General features: G+C 42.6%; 16 protein-coding genes and 1 other RNA gene. 13 read left to right on the plus strand and 4 right to left on the minus strand.

Features of this window, described 5'->3' with window-relative positions; translation table 11 throughout:
• Window positions 1-4 precede the first annotated feature (4 nt).
• Window positions 5-99: signal recognition particle sRNA small type (gene ffs, locus E1163_RS12595), an RNA gene on the minus strand.
• Between the two features lie 227 nt (window positions 100-326).
• On the opposite strand from ffs, the gene E1163_RS12600 reads away from it, so the two are divergent.
• Entirely contained in the window at window positions 327-545 is a 219-nt protein-coding gene (locus E1163_RS12600; protein ID WP_155172198.1) for a hypothetical protein, read from the plus strand.
• A gap of 1 nt (window position 546) precedes the next feature.
• Here the strand turns inward: E1163_RS12600 and E1163_RS12605 are convergent, their stop codons facing one another.
• Window positions 547-780: a hypothetical protein gene (locus E1163_RS12605; protein WP_155172201.1), complete on the minus strand. Its 234-nt coding sequence runs from the start codon at window positions 778-780 to the stop codon at window positions 547-549.
• A 28-nt stretch (window positions 781-808) separates the two neighbouring features.
• Here E1163_RS12605 and E1163_RS12610 point away from each other — a divergent pair, with 28 nt between their 5' ends.
• Window positions 809-1,348 carry a GNAT family N-acetyltransferase gene (locus E1163_RS12610; protein ID WP_155172203.1) on the plus strand — a complete coding sequence of 180 codons (540 nt, stop codon included), beginning with the start codon at window positions 809-811 and terminating at the stop codon, window positions 1,346-1,348.
• Here E1163_RS12610 and E1163_RS12615 read toward each other — a convergent pair.
• Window positions 1,338-1,796: a hypothetical protein gene (locus tag E1163_RS12615; RefSeq protein ID WP_155172207.1), complete on the minus strand. Its 459-nt coding sequence runs from the start codon at window positions 1,794-1,796 to the stop codon at window positions 1,338-1,340. The two genes, E1163_RS12610 and E1163_RS12615, sit on opposite strands and share 11 nt — an antisense overlap.
• Before the next feature lie 162 nt (window positions 1,797-1,958).
• Here E1163_RS12615 and E1163_RS12620 point away from each other — a divergent pair, with 162 nt between their 5' ends.
• From E1163_RS12620 to E1163_RS12670, 11 genes are all read left to right on the plus strand, one after another.
• Window positions 1,959-4,049: a M13 family metallopeptidase gene (locus tag E1163_RS12620; RefSeq protein ID WP_155172211.1), complete on the plus strand. Its 2,091-nt coding sequence runs from the start codon at window positions 1,959-1,961 to the stop codon at window positions 4,047-4,049.
• A gap of 64 nt (window positions 4,050-4,113) precedes the next feature.
• A complete protein-coding gene (locus E1163_RS12625; RefSeq protein ID WP_155172213.1) occupies window positions 4,114-4,275 on the plus strand; it encodes a 30S ribosomal protein THX in 162 nt (53 codons plus the stop codon).
• 386 nt (window positions 4,276-4,661) lie between these two features.
• Window positions 4,662-6,065 (plus strand): anthranilate synthase component I family protein, encoded by a 1,404-nt coding sequence (locus E1163_RS12630; protein ID WP_155172216.1) that lies wholly within the window; start codon window positions 4,662-4,664, stop codon window positions 6,063-6,065.
• 8 nt (window positions 6,066-6,073) lie between these two features.
• The gene (locus E1163_RS12635) at window positions 6,074-6,649 is read left to right on the plus strand and encodes an anthranilate synthase component II (RefSeq protein ID WP_155172219.1); all 576 of its coding nucleotides are present in this window, start codon (window positions 6,074-6,076) and stop codon (window positions 6,647-6,649) included.
• A gap of 2 nt (window positions 6,650-6,651) precedes the next feature.
• Window positions 6,652-7,662, plus strand: a complete 1,011-nt coding sequence (gene trpD / locus E1163_RS12640) for an anthranilate phosphoribosyltransferase (RefSeq protein ID WP_155172222.1) — start codon at window positions 6,652-6,654, stop codon at window positions 7,660-7,662.
• 2 nt (window positions 7,663-7,664) lie between these two features.
• Window positions 7,665-8,477, plus strand: coding sequence for an indole-3-glycerol phosphate synthase TrpC (trpC, locus tag E1163_RS12645; protein WP_155172224.1), 813 nt, complete (start codon window positions 7,665-7,667; stop codon window positions 8,475-8,477).
• Entirely contained in the window at window positions 8,464-9,096 is a 633-nt protein-coding gene (locus tag E1163_RS12650; protein ID WP_155172226.1) for a phosphoribosylanthranilate isomerase, read from the plus strand. The genes trpC and E1163_RS12650 overlap by 14 nt, the downstream gene beginning before the upstream one ends.
• 2 nt (window positions 9,097-9,098) lie before the next feature.
• Complete coding sequence (gene trpB, locus E1163_RS12655; RefSeq protein WP_155172228.1) at window positions 9,099-10,313, plus strand: tryptophan synthase subunit beta; 1,215 nt, start codon at window positions 9,099-9,101, stop codon at window positions 10,311-10,313.
• 38 nt (window positions 10,314-10,351) lie between these two features.
• Window positions 10,352-11,140, plus strand: coding sequence for a tryptophan synthase subunit alpha (gene trpA, locus E1163_RS12660; RefSeq protein ID WP_155172230.1), 789 nt, complete (start codon window positions 10,352-10,354; stop codon window positions 11,138-11,140).
• A 4-nt stretch (window positions 11,141-11,144) separates the two neighbouring features.
• On the plus strand, window positions 11,145-12,155 hold the full coding sequence (locus tag E1163_RS12665) for a bifunctional 3-deoxy-7-phosphoheptulonate synthase/chorismate mutase (RefSeq protein ID WP_155172233.1): 1,011 nt from the start codon (window positions 11,145-11,147) through the stop codon (window positions 12,153-12,155).
• 160 nt (window positions 12,156-12,315) lie between these two features.
• Window positions 12,316-15,519 carry a ligand-binding sensor domain-containing protein gene (locus tag E1163_RS12670; RefSeq protein WP_155172236.1) on the plus strand — a complete coding sequence of 1,068 codons (3,204 nt, stop codon included), beginning with the start codon at window positions 12,316-12,318 and terminating at the stop codon, window positions 15,517-15,519.
• On the opposite strand, the gene E1163_RS12675 is transcribed toward E1163_RS12670, so the two are convergent.
• The coding region (locus E1163_RS12675) for an ATP-binding protein (RefSeq protein WP_246223643.1) at window positions 15,499-17,309 on the minus strand (1,811 nt) is incomplete at its 5' end. The two genes, E1163_RS12670 and E1163_RS12675, sit on opposite strands and share 21 nt — an antisense overlap.

Here is a 17,309-nt window from a genome sequence, read left to right on the forward strand (position 1 = left end):
AAAAAAAGGCAAATCAAGTATCGCACCGCTACAACCGCCTACCCTTGCTACCTTCCGGTCCTGGGGGAGTTCAGCAGGAGCTGGTCGTACTGATTTGCCACTGCAAAAGTAGGAAGTTTACATGAATTGTAAAAAGTATGAGAGTATTAAATTAAAGTTTTTTGTTAAATTGATCGAAAACCTTTCAAACCATGCCCAACAACACATTCTATACAGTCAGGTTGCTTAAATTATACTGCTACAGGCAAGAGGAAAATGACGGAGATGAGGTGTATATCAATTATAATGAACGGCGCCTGTGGCCTTAGGAAGATAAATACTACAAGATGGATAAGAGCGAAGGAGCTGTGGGTGCAGAGATCAAAAATATAAAAAGTGATGAGGTGCTTTCGCTGGAATTGTGGGACTATGATTACATGAGTCGCAATGATAAATTAGGACTGTTTACTATGCTGGTCAACGAAAAAGGAGGGCCTTTCAGAACAGATATGCTGGCACAAAATGATCATGGTGCGAAATACTCCCTGGAGTGGGAGGTACGTTGATTTATTTGACCAGGCCTTTGAGGTACAGGTTAAACTCGAGCGAACTTGATTCAACAAAACCATCTACTTTAAGGTCTTCGTAAATGTCTTCATCAAATTCCATCTTTCTTTTCTCAATTTCGCCATTTTTATGGATAGTAAGCTCTATACCGTGTAAGCTGACAGGGTTGACCTGCACAATAATGGTAAAATCATCAAATTGACGCTTGTAATACTGATGAACGACATTTTGCATAAATGAAATAAAATAAGTTTTGACAAAGATGCTGAATTTGCCTGAAAGTTTTGAGACTGAAAGATTAGTAATAAGAAAGCTGAGGAAAGAAGATGCCAGGGCTATTTATGACGGTTACGCAAGTGTTCATGAAAGCACAAGGTTCGTCTCCTGGCCAACCCATACGTCTATTGAAGAGACCTACAGTTTTCTGGCTATGAAAGATGAAGAATGGAAACAGGGCAAGGATTATGCTTATGCCGTTACCTTGAAAGCTACAGGGATTTTGATAGGGGGTGTTGGAGCTATAAATGAGAAAGGAAAGGTAGCCATAGGCTATATTCTTAACCCGGCCTTTGAAAGGAAAGGGTACACTACAGAAGCTGTAGCTCAACTGGTTAAATTGCTTTGTAACACACCTGACGTATGGCGAATATGGGCGTTATGCGATGTCGACAATATAGGCTCACATAAAGTGCTGGAAAAGACAGGTTTTAAAAAAGAAGCCGTTTTACACCGCTGGTACCGCTTCGTCAATCAGGATAATGCCATAAAAGATTGCATTTTCTACCTATATCCTAAACCATAGCATGCTCGGTTTTGGGGAGCTTTATTTTTTTCAGAAGCTCATCTTCCAGTAAGTCGGCCCAGGCATTGATGTAAATGATCACATCTTGTTTCCTGTTATGCTGTAAATAGCGGTCAGCTTGTGGAAGCCTCTTCAAAATTTTTGTGTCTGATAACTTCTCCAGGTGCTTAAGGTCATCAGTATCGAGGCCGAAATCAATCATTTGTGTAATAAGATCGTCCATTAGCAGACCACTGGTAGGACAGTAGTCATTAAGTTGTTCGTTCCAGTCCCCGTATTTATTCATAGCCCTGGAGTGGATCTCTGACTTGCTCAGGCGGGTAATTTCCTGCGCCAGGTGGCCGCAGTTGCAGCTACCCATATGTCCCCATTGGTAATCCTGGTTTTGCTGTAGCTTCTTAGCGGTGTTCCGGAGTGCTTCTATCAGATGTAAACTTGTTTTTGCCATGGTATTAAAAGCTTTCTATTAAAACAAAAGTTGAATTTTTTAGTTCTTACGAATTTTATCGGCTGAGGATGTTTTTTATCATAGCTTTTGGCCGTTGATATAAGATCACTCTGAACTATGCTGGTAAAAGGTGAATTTAAAGGATCATTAAACCTTATCAACATGTATTTAAAAAGAATAAACCTATCTAATACGCTTTTGGCTTTAGGAGTGACGGCTATGGTTGCCGCCTGTGGTACAGGCAATGAGAAGTCAAAAGTAGAGGAGACTAGTGAAGAAGAGGTAATAGGGATCAATACTACGTATATTGATTCTACAGTAAGACCTGCTGACGATTTCTTTCGTTTCGTTAATGGTAAATGGATAGACCAAACGGAGATCCCTGGCGACCAGGGTAGGTGGGGCAGCTTTAACGAGCTCCGCGAAATGACCAATGAAACCGTACTTGATGTACTTGAAAATGCAGGAAAAAGCAATAAGTATGGTGAAGGCACTGACCAAAAAAAGGCTACAGATTTCTATGCTATCGGTATGGATTCGCTTTTGGCAGAGAAAGCAGGAGCAAAGCCACTACAGCCTTATTTTGAAAAAATCTCAAAAATTGAAACTGTAAAAGACCTTCAAAAATATCTCTCGGAGCAGGAGACTTTTGGCGGAGGGGCATTTTTTAGCTTTGCTGTATTTCCAGACCTGAAAAACAGTAAAGTAATGGCTACCTACATAGCCCAGGGTGGCCTCGGACTGCCTGACAGGGACTACTACACCAAAACAGATTCTAAATCAAAAGAGATCAGGGACAAATATGAGCAACACCTGGTAAGGATGCTTACACTTTTAGGTGATGAGCAGGCAAGTGCTGAGGCTCAGGCTAAGCGTATAATGGAGCTCGAAACCAGAATGGCAGAGGCCTCTATGACCAATGTGGAGAGAAGGAATATTCCGGCTTTGTACAACAAAAAGTCATTGGGAGAACTTTCAAAGCTGGCTCCTTCAATAGATTGGAAAGAATATCTGGCTGATATGGGTGTAAAGGGCATCGATACGCTGATCGTTATGCAGCCTGAATTTATTAAAGAGTTTCAAAAGATTACCGAAGAGGTGGCTGTTTCTACCTGGAAAGAGTACCTGCGCTGGAGGTTGCTTGATGCCAATGCAGGTTATCTGAGCAATGAGTTTGTTCAGGCCAACTTCGAGTTTTTCAGTAAGGAACTGAGAGGCGTTGAAGAAATGCAACCAAGATGGAAAAGGGTATTGGCGTCTACCAATGCTTCACTGGGAGAGGCCATCGGTAAATTATATGTAGATGATGTATTCCCACCTGAGGCTAAGCAAAAAGCCCAGGAAATGGTAGAGAATATCAAACTGGCCTTTGCTGACAGAATCAAAAACCTGGAATGGATGTCTGATTCTACCAAAGAAAAGGCTTTGGCTAAGTTGAAGACTATGACGGTTAAAATAGGTTACCCTGATGAATGGAGGGACTACTCAGGCCTTGTAGTTGATGGAGATCCTGAAAAATCATCGTATGTAGGAAATATATTGAATGCGAACAAGTTTGCCTTTAACTATCAGGTTAATAAGATAGGTAAGCCGGTTGATAAGAAAGAGTGGGGCATGAGTCCTCAGACTGTAAATGCGTATTTTAACCCACTTTTTAACGAAATCGTATTCCCGGCCGCTATTCTTCAGCCTCCTTTCTACAACTATAAAGCAGATATGGCTGTAAACTATGGTGGTATAGGAGCTGTAATTGGTCATGAGATCTCGCATTGTTTTGATGATCAGGGAAGCAGGTTTGACGCAGAGGGTAACATGAAGAACTGGTGGAGCGAGGAGGATGCAGAGAGCTTTAAAGCCAGAACCGGCCAACTTATTGCCCAGTATGATGCTTATGAGCCATTGGATAGTGTAAAAGTGAATGGAGCATTTACTTTAGGTGAAAATATCGGTGACCTTGGTGGTGTAAATGTAGCTTATGATGGCCTTCAGCGCCACCTGGCTGAGCATGGCAACCCAGGCCTGATTGATGGCATGACACCAGAGCAGAGGTTCTTTGTATCATGGGCCACCATCTGGAGAATCAAATATAAAGATGAAACATTAAGGACTCAGGTAAACACAGACCCACACTCACCAGGAATGTATCGTGCCAACGGCCCTCTGGCCAACCTGGAGTCTTTCTACAAGGCTTTTGATGTAAAACCCGGAGATGGTATGTACAGGGATGACAGCGTCAGAGTAAAGATTTGGTAAAATTTTCAAACTTTATTAAACTTGTTTCAGAGTTTAATAAAGTTTGACTTTAATCTAAAATCACATGGGAAAAGGAGATAGAAAAACCAAAAAAGGAAAGATCGCAATGGGGTCTTACGGTGTTTCAAGACCAAGGCCTGCGAACCAAAACAAAGCCACCAATACTACGGATGGAAAAGCATCAGGAGCTAAAAAGACAGCTTCAAAAAAAGGTGCCAAAGCTTAAAGTAGTAAAAATTGAAAGTTTTGTTTGCACATAAAATTTCCCTTTAATACATTTGATCTGAATATGAAAAACAACTCATTACATAACGCTTGGTGGTGGCACTATACCAGAAACTGGTAGAACGGCGTTATTGTGAGATTATATAGATCAAAAACATTCAAAAAGCCCGCTGTTCTACAACAGCGGGCTTTTTTATTTTAATCAGAAAAAAACGAGTAAAGTAAAGTGAAAACATTAATAAATATTAACAAAGCATGGTGGTGGCATTTTCTTGATTTCAAGGAGTGAACGACCATGCTATGCTTATACCAAAAAAGGCTTGCCGTTCATTCAGCAAGCCTTTTTTACTTTAAAAACCTTAATAGAAACACAAAAAAGCCATTTTGATGAACAAATTCACCATTAAGACCAACACCAGAAAGTTACTGGCAGATACCCTGACGCCGGTGAGCATTTACCTGAGGCTGCGGGATAAGTTTGCCCAAAGTATATTGCTGGAAAGCTCCGACTATCATGGCGCAGATAATAGCTATTCTTACATATGCTGCTCGCCCATTGCTTCTTTTGAGGTAAGCAATGGAAAGCTAAGGAAGGAATACCCCGGAGGTAAAAGTGAAACCCAAAAAGTAGACCGTGAAAACCTGTTGGATGAACTCAGCGCCTTTAAGGCCTCATTTACTACGGAGGAGTCTGATTACAAGTTCATTACCAATGGCCTGTTTGGTTACATGGCCTATGACAACATCAAATACTTTGAAGATATAGACATAGAAAAAGTAAATGATGCTATTCCCGATATGATCTATAAAATGTATCGGTATGTGATTGTTATTGATCATTTCAAAAATGAGCTCTACATTTTCGAACATAAAATAGACGAGCTGGAAAAGAAAGGTAATCTCGGCTATATAGAATCACTGATAAAGATCAACAACGACCCACAATTTGACTTTACTTTGGATGGCGAAGAACAATCAAACTATACCGATGACGAATTCCTGCAGATCCTTACCAAAGGCCGTTCCCATTGCCTGCGCGGCGATGTGTTTCAGATAGTCCTCTCCCGCAGGTTCCAAAATAAGTTTCAAGGCGATGAGTTTAATGTATATCGTGCCCTTCGCTCTATCAACCCTTCCCCATATCTCTTCTATTTTGATTATGGAAGCTTTAAAATATTCGGTTCTTCACCGGAATCACAAATTGTAATCAAAGGTTCACAGGCCAGTATTTATCCTATTGCAGGCACGTTTAAGCGTACAGGTAATGATATGGCCGATGCAGAACTGGCGCAGCAGCTTGCGGCTGATGAAAAAGAAAATGCAGAACATGTAATGCTGGTAGACCTGGCCAGGAACGACCTGAGCAGGAGTTCTGAAAATGTGGCCGTGGATGTATTTAAGGAAATACAATATTACTCACATGTGATTCACCTCGTCAGCAAGGTTACAGGCCAGCTTAACGGAGAGTCGTCACCGCTGAAACTGGTAGCCAGTACTTTCCCTGCCGGCACACTTTCCGGAGCACCCAAGCACATGGCCATGCAGTTGATAGATAAATATGAGAATACCAGTAGAAACTACTATGGAGGTGCCATTGGCTTTATGGGCTTCAACGGAGATTTTAACCATGCCATCATGATACGTTCATTTTTGAGTAAGGATAATACATTACATTACCAGGCAGGAGCCGGTGTGGTTGCAAAATCACTGCCCTCCAGCGAATTGCAGGAAGTAACTAATAAGCTTGCAGCCTTGAGGAAAGCAATTGACATGGCCCAAAAACTTAACTGACTTTAACAATGAAGAAAATACTTTTACTCGATAATTACGACTCCTTTACCTACAATATAGTTCATATCATCAAGGAACTGGGTTATGGCGATGCGCTAAGCGTAATCAGAAATGATAAAATCACTGTGGAGGAAGCCGGGATATACGACAAGATCCTTATTTCACCCGGTCCTGGCATCCCCGATGAGGCAGGTATACTTAAGCCGTTGGTGGAGCGGTATGGTGCTGAAAAGAGCATTTTAGGAATATGCCTGGGGCTGCAAGGTATAGCGGAGGTGTTTGGTAGCAAGCTGTACAATATGTTTTCGGTACTGCATGGGGTGGCCAGCGATATATCTGTTTTAGAGCCTGAGGACTATTTATTCCAAAATGTACCTGGCAAATTTAAAGGTTGCCATTACCACAGTTGGGCAGTGCTGCCGGAATCAATCAATGGAAAATTAAAGGTAACAGCTATTGATGAGCAGAACAATATTATGGGATTGAGGCATGTGGAGTACGATGTGAGAGGGTTGCAATTTCACCCAGAATCTATCTTGACAGAACACGGAAAACAACTTATTGACAACTGGTTAAAAAATTAATTATGAAAGATATACTTAATAAGCTTATAGAACATAAATCCCTCGATAAGGAGTTTGCAAGGGAAATATTGATAGAGCTGGCCCAGGGAAAGTACACCCATAGCCAGGTTGCAGCCTTTTTAACTGTTTATATGATGCGTACCATTACGGTGGACGAGCTGGAAGGTTTTAGAGATGCCATGCTAGAGCTATGCACACCTGTAGAAATAGGTTCGTATGACGCCATAGACCTTTGTGGTACCGGAGGGGATGGCAAGGATACTTTTAATATTTCCACACTTTCATCGTTTGTTGTGGCCGGTGCAGGTCAAAATGTTGCCAAGCATGGAAACAATGGAGTGTCTTCTATCTGCGGGTCTTCAAATTTGCTGAGCTATCTCGGTTATGAATTTACCGGTGAAAAAGATGAATTGCTCCGGAGCCTTGATGAAGCAGGGATATGCTTCCTGCATGCACCACTCTTTCATCCTGCCATGAAAAATGTGGCACCCATCCGTAGGGAACTGGGAGTAAAGACCTTTTTCAACATGCTGGGACCGATGGTCAACCCGTCCTTTCCGCGCAAGCAACTGGTTGGCGTATTCAGCCTGGAATTAGCGCGGCTTTACGGCTACCTGTATCAAAAGACCAATAAAGATTTTGTAATCCTGCATGCCCTGGACGGTTACGATGAGATTTCACTGACCGGAAATTTCAAAATGATCTCCAACGGGGGTGAGAAAATATTGAGCCCTGAAGATCTGGGACTTTCCAAAGTAGCCAAGGAAGAAATATCAGGGGGCAAGACCATTGAGGAGTCTGCCAAAATATTTATGAAAATATTAAATGGAGAAGGTACTAAGGCGCAGAAAGCCGTAGTGGCTGCCAACGCGGGCATGGCCTTGTACTGCTCAAATCAGAAAGAGTCTCTAGAGGATTGTGTGGCAAGGGCATATGCCTCCCTGGAGAGAGGCCAGGCGCTGAGAGCGTTTAACAGATTATTGAATAAAAATAAAACTTACACAACTGCATAGCCATGAATATTCTGAAAGAAATAATAGATCATAAGAAAGTTGAAGTTCAGAGGAAGAAGGAACTTTTTCCGGTTAAACTTCTTGAGCAAAGCCTGTTTTTTAATACGCAGCCTGTTTCCCTGAAAAAGTATGTTTTAAGGGAAGATAAATCAGGAGTGATTGCTGAGATCAAAAGGAAATCACCATCCAAAGGGGTAATTAACCCGGAGGTTTCGGTGGAGAGGATTTCTATTGGATATATGCAGGCCGGAGCATCTGCACTTTCAGTGCTAACCGATACCCATTATTTCGGAGGTAAAAATGAGGATTTACTCATAGCCCGGAAGTTTAATTTCTGCCCGATACTGAGAAAAGATTTTACAGTGGATGAGTACCAGATCATCGAAGCAAAATCAATCGGAGCTGATGCCATATTGCTGATCGCTGCAGTGCTTACACCAAATGAAGTGAAACAAATGGCTGCTTTTGCCCATTCACTGGGGCTGGAGGTACTATTGGAAATACATAATGCTGATGAGCTGGGGCATATTAATGAGCATGTTGACCTGGTAGGCGTAAACAACCGTGACCTGACCAGCTTTGAAGTGGATATTAATACCTCTATCAAACTGTCGGACGCCATACCCTCAGGTATAGTTAAAGTGTCAGAGAGCGGCATTCATTCACCTGATGATGTGATTGAACTTAAGAAGCATGGCTTTAATGGGTTTCTCATAGGAGAGCGCTTTATGCAAAACAGCAGACCTGAGAAGTCATGTGCCAGGTTTATAGAGAAGTTAAGCGAAGTAGAAAAGATTAATTATGCCAAAGCTTAGCAACATCAAATTAAAGGTTTGTGGCCTGAGGGACAACATACCTGAGGTAGTAGCTCTCAAGCCTGATTTTGCGGGGTTCATATTTTATAACAAATCCCCCAGATACGCGGGAGACACCTTGTTAAAAGACTATTTCAATGATTTTCCGGAGTCGACCATGAAAGTTGGGGTCTTTGTGAACCATCCGGTGGAAAGGGTGCTGGAGACTGCCAGGCAGTTTAACCTCGACTTTGTGCAATTGCACGGAGACGAATCTTTTGCCGAATGCCTGCACCTGAAAGCTAATGGCCTCGGGGTGATCAAGGTTTTTTCAGGGAATAAAGCCATAGACCGAGATCGGCTGATAGAATATGCCGAGGTGGTTGACTACTATTTATTCGATACACGACTGAAAAGCTATGGAGGAAACGGTGTGGCCTTTGACTGGGCTCAACTGAAGGGGCTGGATTTGCCTAAACCTATCATTTTAAGTGGAGGCCTGACTCTGGAAAATATACGCCAGCTTGAGGAATTAGACGACCTGGATATTTACGCAATTGATATCAACAGCCAGTTTGAGATCAGGCCGGGAATGAAGAACACTGAACTTATCAAACAACTTAAAGAGCAAATGCAATAACTATGTCTGATATATTGAAAAATACTATAGAAAAGAAAAGGTATGCTGTAGATGAACAGGGCTATTATGGTCAGTTCGGAGGAGCGTATATACCGGAAATGCTATATCCCAATGTTGAGGAGCTGAGGGAAAATTATTTGCAAATAATAGAGACCGACGAGTTTCAAAATGAATTCAGAAAGCTGTTGAAGGACTATGTAGGCAGGCCTACACCCTTGTTTCATGCTCAGAGGCTTTCAGAAAAATATAATACAAAGATCTACCTGAAACGGGAAGATCTCTGCCATACAGGTGCTCACAAAGTAAATAATACGATCGGACAGATCATACTGGCGAAGAAACTGGGTAAAAACAAAATAATAGCAGAGACCGGAGCCGGCCAGCACGGCGTGGCTACTGCTACGGTATGTGCCCTTATGGGGTTGGAGTGCATCGTGTACATGGGTAAAGTAGATATGGCCAGGCAAAAGCCAAATGTAGAGCGCATGAGGATTCTCGGAGCAGAGGTTGTGCCTGCCACCTGTGGCAGCCAAACCCTTAAAGATGCTACCAATGAGGCTATGCGACACTGGATCAACAATCCGCTAGATACACATTACATTATCGGTTCTGTTGTAGGGCCGCACCCTTACCCCGATATGGTCACCCGCTTTCAGAGTGTGATCAGTGAAGAGATCAGGCTGCAACTGGAGCAGGAGGAAGGTCGCCAGCTTCCGGATCATGTTATTGCCTGTGTAGGTGGAGGAAGTAATGCGGCAGGAGCTTTTTATCATTTTCTGGATGACGAAGCGGTAAACCTGATAGCAGTGGAAGCAGCGGGCAAAGGTGTCGACAGTGGAGAGTCTGCCGCCACAACTGCTCTGGGTAAAGCCGGGGTACTCCACGGAAGTAAAACCTTGCTTATGCAGACAGAAGATGGTCAGGTGATTGAGCCTTATTCTATTTCTGCGGGCCTTGACTATCCCGGCATAGGCCCGATGCACGCTCACCTGTTTGAAACCGGGAGGGTAAAGTTTGAGAATGCCAGTGATGAAGAAGCCATGCAGGCGGGGGTTGAACTGAGCAGGCTGGAGGGGATTATTCCGGCCATTGAATCAGCACATGCCCTGGCGGCCCTGGATAAAGTGAAATTTGCACCCAATGATGTGGTCGTGGTCAATTTATCCGGCCGTGGTGATAAAGACCTGGATACCTACATCAAGTGGGGGAAATATTGAGTATTGAAGCATTTTATGATCTATTAACAACCTGAATAATGAATACAAAAACTTCCAATAGAATAAATGAATTGTTTGAGTCAAACGGGAGAGAGGTGCTTTCAGTTTATTATACAGCCGGTTTCCCAGAGTTGAACGACACTTTGAGAATTGCGCAGTACCTGGAAGAAGCCGGAGCGGATATCATTGAAATAGGAATGCCCTTTTCCGATCCTGTAGCTGATGGGCCAACAATCCAGGAGAGCAATAAAAAGGCTTTGGACAATGGCATGAGTGTACGCTTGCTGTTTGACCAACTGGCAGAATTGCGCGAGAAGATCTCTATACCCGTCATACTGATGGGATATATCAATCCTGTGCTGCAGTTTGGTATAAATAAATTTTGTTCTGAATGTGAGCGTTGCGGAGTCGACGGGCTTATAATTCCGGATTTGCCGATGGCAGAGTACCTGGCATTGTACAAAAACATCTTTGCTGAGCACGGCCTTAAAAATGTTTTCCTCATTACACCACAGACCTCAGAAAGCCGGATCAGGCTGATTGATGAGCATACGGATGGATTTATCTATATGGTGTCTTCTGCCAGCGTAACAGGGGCCAAAGACCTGTTTGGTGAGCAGCAGCGAAAGTACTTTGAGCGCATACAAAGCATGCAGTTGAAGAACCCATTACTGATCGGTTTCGGGATATCCAACCATGAGACTTTCAAAGTGGCTTCCTCTTACAGTAATGGGGCTATTATAGGCAGTGCGTTCATCAAATTGCTGCAGACAGCAACTGACTTGAAAGCGCAGATTAAACAATTCGTTAAAGACATTAAAGCATAAACCGATGATTATACAATTACAAACCGGCCTTCCTCAAGATAAAAAGGAAAGGATCATTGAAAAGGTCAATGCCCTGAAATACAAGACCACTGAGGTTAATACTCAAAAAGGGGATTATATCATTGGCATTGGAAAAAGTGAATTTGATATCCGTGAGATAGGGCAGATACCGGGGATTTCTGATATACATATCGTTTCAGATGATTACAAGCTTGTATCCAGAAAGTGGAAAGTTAACCCCACCAGCATTGACCTTGGAGATGGAGTAGTTATCTCAGAAGGTGATATGGCAATAATGGCCGGGCCTTGCTCAATTGAAAGTGAGGAACAGATCAATAAAACTATTGAGCACCTAAAGGCCAATGATGTAAGGATTATGAGAGGAGGCGTCTACAAGCCCAGAAGCTCTCCGTATTCATTCCGAGGCCTCGGGATTGAGGGATTAAAACAATGGTATAAAGCTGCACGAGAAGCCGGGATAAAAATTATTACCGAGGTAATGCAAGTGTCGCAGATTGAGGAAATGTATGATTATATAGATGTGTATCAGGTAGGTGCCAGGAATACTCAGAATTTCAACCTTCTGGATGAGCTGGGCAGGGTTGATAAACCGGTATTGATCAAAAGAGGGATTTCCGGTACTATTGACGAACTGCTATATTCTGCCGAATATGTGTTTTCAGCCGGTAATGAAAACCTGATGCTATGTGAAAGAGGCATCAGGACTTACGAAAGGGCAAGCAGAAACACTATGGATATCAATGCTATTCCTATTCTGAAAGAGAAAACCCACTTACCTGTAATCGCAGACCCATCACATGGCATTGGTATCCGTGATTATGTTGAACCTGTAGCGCTGGCTTGTATCATGGCGGGAGCGGACGGTGTGATCTATGAAACCCATGAAAAACCAAACGAAGCATTTTCCGATGGTCAGCAAACACTTAACTTCAGGGATTCTGAAAAGCTGATTGCTAAAATCAGAAAAGTTTTTGAGCTGAGAGAGAGCCTTTAAGGGCTTTCTCCTGCATTGATTTTTATACTACCCTTACTTGAACTAATGATTTAAAATGTTGATATTACAATTTGGCTGATGACAATATCAGCTTGTAATATTCAATCTTTAAGCTCATAATGTGGTAGGCTATTGGTCTAAGTCAGTCGGCTGTTTTGTCTTGATCGTATGGATTTCAAGTGGCTGGCTGTTTTCTCAAAATGAGTTGAGCCCGGACAAAACACTCGATCAGTATAATTTTGATCATTGGAAAAGCGAAGACGGCCTGCCTGTTAATTCCATTATCCATATTATTCAGTCCAAAAGGGGTTATATCTGGTTTGTTTCCTATGGTGGTATTACGCGGTTTAACGGGATAGAATTCTATACCTTCAACTCCTTCAATGCCCCCGAAATAGTTAATAACTCCTATACGCATATCTATGAAGATAACTCCGGGGTGATCTGGGCTGCGTCCAGTGGGGGAGGTGTTACTTCGATTGATGAGGAAAAGGTAAAAACTTATACAACTGATGACGGCTTGCCCAGCAATTTTGTAGAGGAAGTGGTTCAGGATACTGCCGGAAGGATTTGGGTAGCGACCAGTAATGGCTTGTACTATAAGGAAGGGGAAAGGTTCGTTAACCAGGATACTCCTCCCGAGTTGAAATCAAGGAAACTGAAAAGCGTTACCTGTGATGAAAATAGCCACCTGTGGGCTGCTACAGTAGATAATGGCGTATTTCGTTTTGCTAATGGCAAGGTGGTTGCCCACTACACGATCGGGGACGGCCTTGTAAGCAATATTGTTAATTATGTCACGGCTGAAAAAGATGGGGTATGGGCTGGCACTGATGCGGGGCTTTCCATCATCAAGGCAGATGGTTCGGTCAAAAATATTACAGTATCTGATGGGTTACAGCATGGCTTCGTTACCTCATCTATTGTGGATGACAGTGGCGTAGTTTGGGTAGGTTCATACCGGGGCTTTTGCCGGATAACCGGAGGTCAGTTCTCATATTTTTCCGCAGCGCACCCACTTTATGGACAAGATATCACTTCAATGATACTGGATAAGGAAGGGAATATGTGGTTAGGCACCTATCGGAATGGTCTATATAAACTATGGGATGGCAAATTCACAAACTACTCCAACCTTATATCCAATGAACATGAATCTTATGTAGTACATGGTATTCTTCAAAAAACTGTCAGTACACTCATTATCATACAACAGGATGGAGTCAATCTTTTAAATTTAAATACCAATGCTTTTGAGGAGTTTGACCTGAATTATGATGTATCGAATACCAGCCTTAAAAGTGGCATGTTGGATAGTAAAGGAAACCTTTGGGTATCCACACTAAATTATTTGCTGAAATATAAAGATGGCAAATCTACGGCCTTTACCACCCAAAACGGTCTGATTCACGACAACGTACGGCTTACCTATGAAGACTCCAAAGGCAATATCTGGGTAGGAACGACCAATGGTATTACTGTGATATCTCAGGACGGGTTTAAGCACTATTCAGTAAGGGATGGGCTTTCACATGAATACATTATGAGTATTGAGGAGGATAGTACCGGAGTCATATGGATCGGTACGCGTAATGGGCTCAACCGGCTAGAAAATGAAAGATTCACCAATTACTTCGCAAAAGATGGTATGGCAGGAGACTTCGTTTTCAAGACCTACTTTGATGATCATGGAGCCATGTGGCTGTGTGGCAATGCCGGCCTGACAAGGTATAAAAATGGAAAATTTACAGGACTTACCACATCACAGGGACTTCCCAGCAATACCATATTCCAGATATTAAAAGACGATCAGGGATATTTCTGGATCACTACCAATCAGAAAAATATGACAGTTTTTAAAGTAAGGGAGCAGGAACTGAACGATCTGGCTGATGGTAAAACGTCAAAGATTAACCCAATTATATATTCTCAGAAAGATGGGTTGAAATCAACGGCGGCTACCTCTTCGGCCACGAGTTTAAAAGCTCCGGACGGAACTTTGTATTTCGCTACGAACAATGGCGTAGAGAGTATTCACCCGTCAAAGGTCAAGGTCAATGAACAGCAACCCCCGGTAGTGATTGAAGGATTCTTTGTTGACGGCAAAGAGATCAGGTTGGACAGTAGTATAAGCATACCCTCCGGGAAGCAAAGACTCGAGATCAGGTTTTCGGCTTTGAGCTACGTTTCGCCGGAAAATATTGAATACAAATACCGGTTAATCGGCTTTGACGATGAATGGCAAAACTCAAATGGGAAGAGGGAAACCAGTTATACGAATCTGCCCTATGGGAAATATACATTTAAAGTAATAGCGGCCAACAGTGATGATGTGTGGAACGAAGAAGGTGCAACAGTTTCCTTTTTTATCAAACCGGCTTTTTATGAGACCAATGCCTTTATAACGGGGCTGACAATTTTGGTAGTTTTGGCCGGATTGTTAATCTATAACCTGCGGATCAGGTCTCTGCAAAAAGCGCAACGTGAGCTTGCCATACTTGTGGCAGAGAGAACCTCAGAAATAGTGCACCAGAAAGAAGAGATCGAGGCTCAGAAAGAAGCGATTGAAGGCCAGCAGAAGCAGATAGAGTCCAAAAACCGGGAACTTCATAAAATCAACCTGCACCTGGAGGATTTGGTAGAGGAGCGTACGGAGCAGCTTAAAAAAGCCTATAAAGACCTGCTTAGTGCGAATAAGGAGCTGGATACTTTCATATACAGATCGGTTCATGATGTGAGAGGGCCTATTGCCAGGCTACAGGGCCTGAGCCATCTTATCTCGCTGGAGACCACCGACGACAATATTTTAAAGCTGGTAAACCTGCTTAACCAGACGGCCAATGAGATGAATGATGTATTCTACCGTTTGCTGAATATCGCCAGGCTGAAAGCATCAGAGCTTAACATCAATGAAGTCGCCATTGATAGCATTATTGAAAGGGTGCTGGAGCGTCTATTGCCGGAAAGCCTGGAGGATGCTGATATTGACATCAATATTGCGCCAGATTTCCGGCTGTATTCAGATAGGGATACTGTTGAAATTATACTGTATCATCTGCTTGAAAATGCCTTGAAATTCAGAAAAGAGACAGGCAGACATCAGGTTAAAGTAGTTTGTAGTAGAAAAGAAAAAAGTACCGTCTGTATCGAAGTGACAGACAACGGCATCGGTATATCGAAAAAGGTGGCAGACAGAATATTTGATATGTTTTTTGTGGGCCAGGATAACATTCGGGGCGCTGGTTTAGGCTTGTATACGGTACAAACTGCAGTGAGGGTATTACGGGGTAAAGTTAAATTGGTTAAAAGCAGTAAAGAGTCAGGCACCACTTTTGAAGTGCTTTTACTTGCCAACATCACTTGATAGTTGCGGAATGGTCACCGTAAACTCGGTGTACTCATGAAGTTTGCTTTGTACTTCTATTGTACCTTCCATGTGATCAATGGCCATTTTTGCCAGGTACAGACCCAGTCCGCTTCCCAATGACTGGCTGGTGCCACGGTAGAACATGTCAAATACCCTGGCAATGTGATCTGGGTGTATGCCGGTACCGTCGTCACGTACAGCAATATAGGCTTTATCATCGGTTTTGTTCACACTAATCACAATGAGGTGCTCCTCAACACGCGGTTTGCGAAATACCAGTGCATTTTCAATAATATTTTGAAGAATGATGGTCAGGAGGTCTGTATCTCCATATATTTTTGTCCCTACCGGGATATCAAATTTATAATTAATGGAGCAGCCATTTTCGAGATGTTGCAGGCTTTGAATAATTAAAGTGAGCAACTCCCTGATATCTATCAACTCTCTTTTTACCACGGCATTGTGCAGGTTATGCACTTGGGTAAGTTTTGAGATAAGCACCTTCATATTCTTTGCTGTTACCTCGATCAGGTTGAGATACTCTTGGTTTCCATCTTTAGGGAAGGCCATTTTTACAAGAGCAGAAAGCCCGCTGATCCTGCTAATGGGGCCTTCAAGGTCATGGGAAGCCCGGTAAATGAAAGTATCCAGTTCTTTGTTTTTAAGCTGCAACTGGTGCAGGGTTGATTTTATCTTTTCTGTCCTTTTTTCCACCTCTTTTTCAAGGTGTGTATTCAGTTTTTGGAGAGCTTCATTAGCAGTTTGTGTTTCCTGCTGGGCAAATTGAAGCTTACTGTTCTTTTCTTCAATGCTGTCCTTTTGTTTGCTGATCTTTTCAAACTGAAGCTGTAGCAGGTCTTTTTGCCTTTCTATCTCCTTTTTCTGGGATATTACCTCATAAGTTCGGTCCGCCACGATCAGCTTTAACCGTCTGCGCTGCATACGTACACGGTAAGTATAGAGCAAAGCTATAAGCCAGATAAACAGAAGTGCAAGCACACCAAATAGAAAATAAGCCCAGCCTGTCTGGTACCACGGTGGTAGAATGGTAAATTCATAAGAAGCTACCCGGCCTTCTGTATCATAGATGTTTTTTGACTTAACATGAAATGTGTATGTGCCGGCACTCAGGTTATTATATTCCTTGGTGGTGGTTGTGGACCATTTTGACCAGGTTTCCTCATTATTTTCCAGGTAGTAGCTGTAAAGCGTTCTTTCAGGGGCTTCATAAAAGGCAGCGCTGAAATTAAATGTCAGGCTATTATCTTCAAAATCCAGTTTGGGCTTGAAAATTTCCGGCTGATCCAGTATGATGGGAGGCACACCTGTAGTGTCTGATGGATCATAATAATTGCCGTAGAATATTACTGAATCCCTCACGCTGACTTGGCTGACCAGTGTGTTGAAGGGGATGGTGTAGTCTTTTTTTACATTGCGATCAAATCTGAACAAGCCCTCGCCACCGGCTATCCAAATGTAGTCACCTTCCGGGTAGATGGCTGTAATTTCCATTTCAGGAAGCCTTCGAAAAGGTATGTAATCCCTGACATACTCGTTGCCTACCTTTTTGAGCATTTCTACATGAGTTTTCCTGTTTTCATCAATTACAGAGATAATGTAGTTGCCATATTTGTCTTCCGCTATATTGTTAATGTTGATACGTTCTTTAAGAATAGAGCTGTCAGGCTCAAAGCGGTTAGTTTGTTCATTAAACCTGTAGAACCCTTTGCTGGTAGTGAAGAGAAGTTGATTGTCTTTTTTGATGATTTTGATTTCGTTGATGTCCG

Origin of the sequence: Fulvivirga kasyanovii, from assembly GCF_009711405.1 — a bacterium.
In the GTDB taxonomy this organism is placed as follows: domain Bacteria; phylum Bacteroidota; class Bacteroidia; order Cytophagales; family Cyclobacteriaceae; genus Fulvivirga; species Fulvivirga kasyanovii.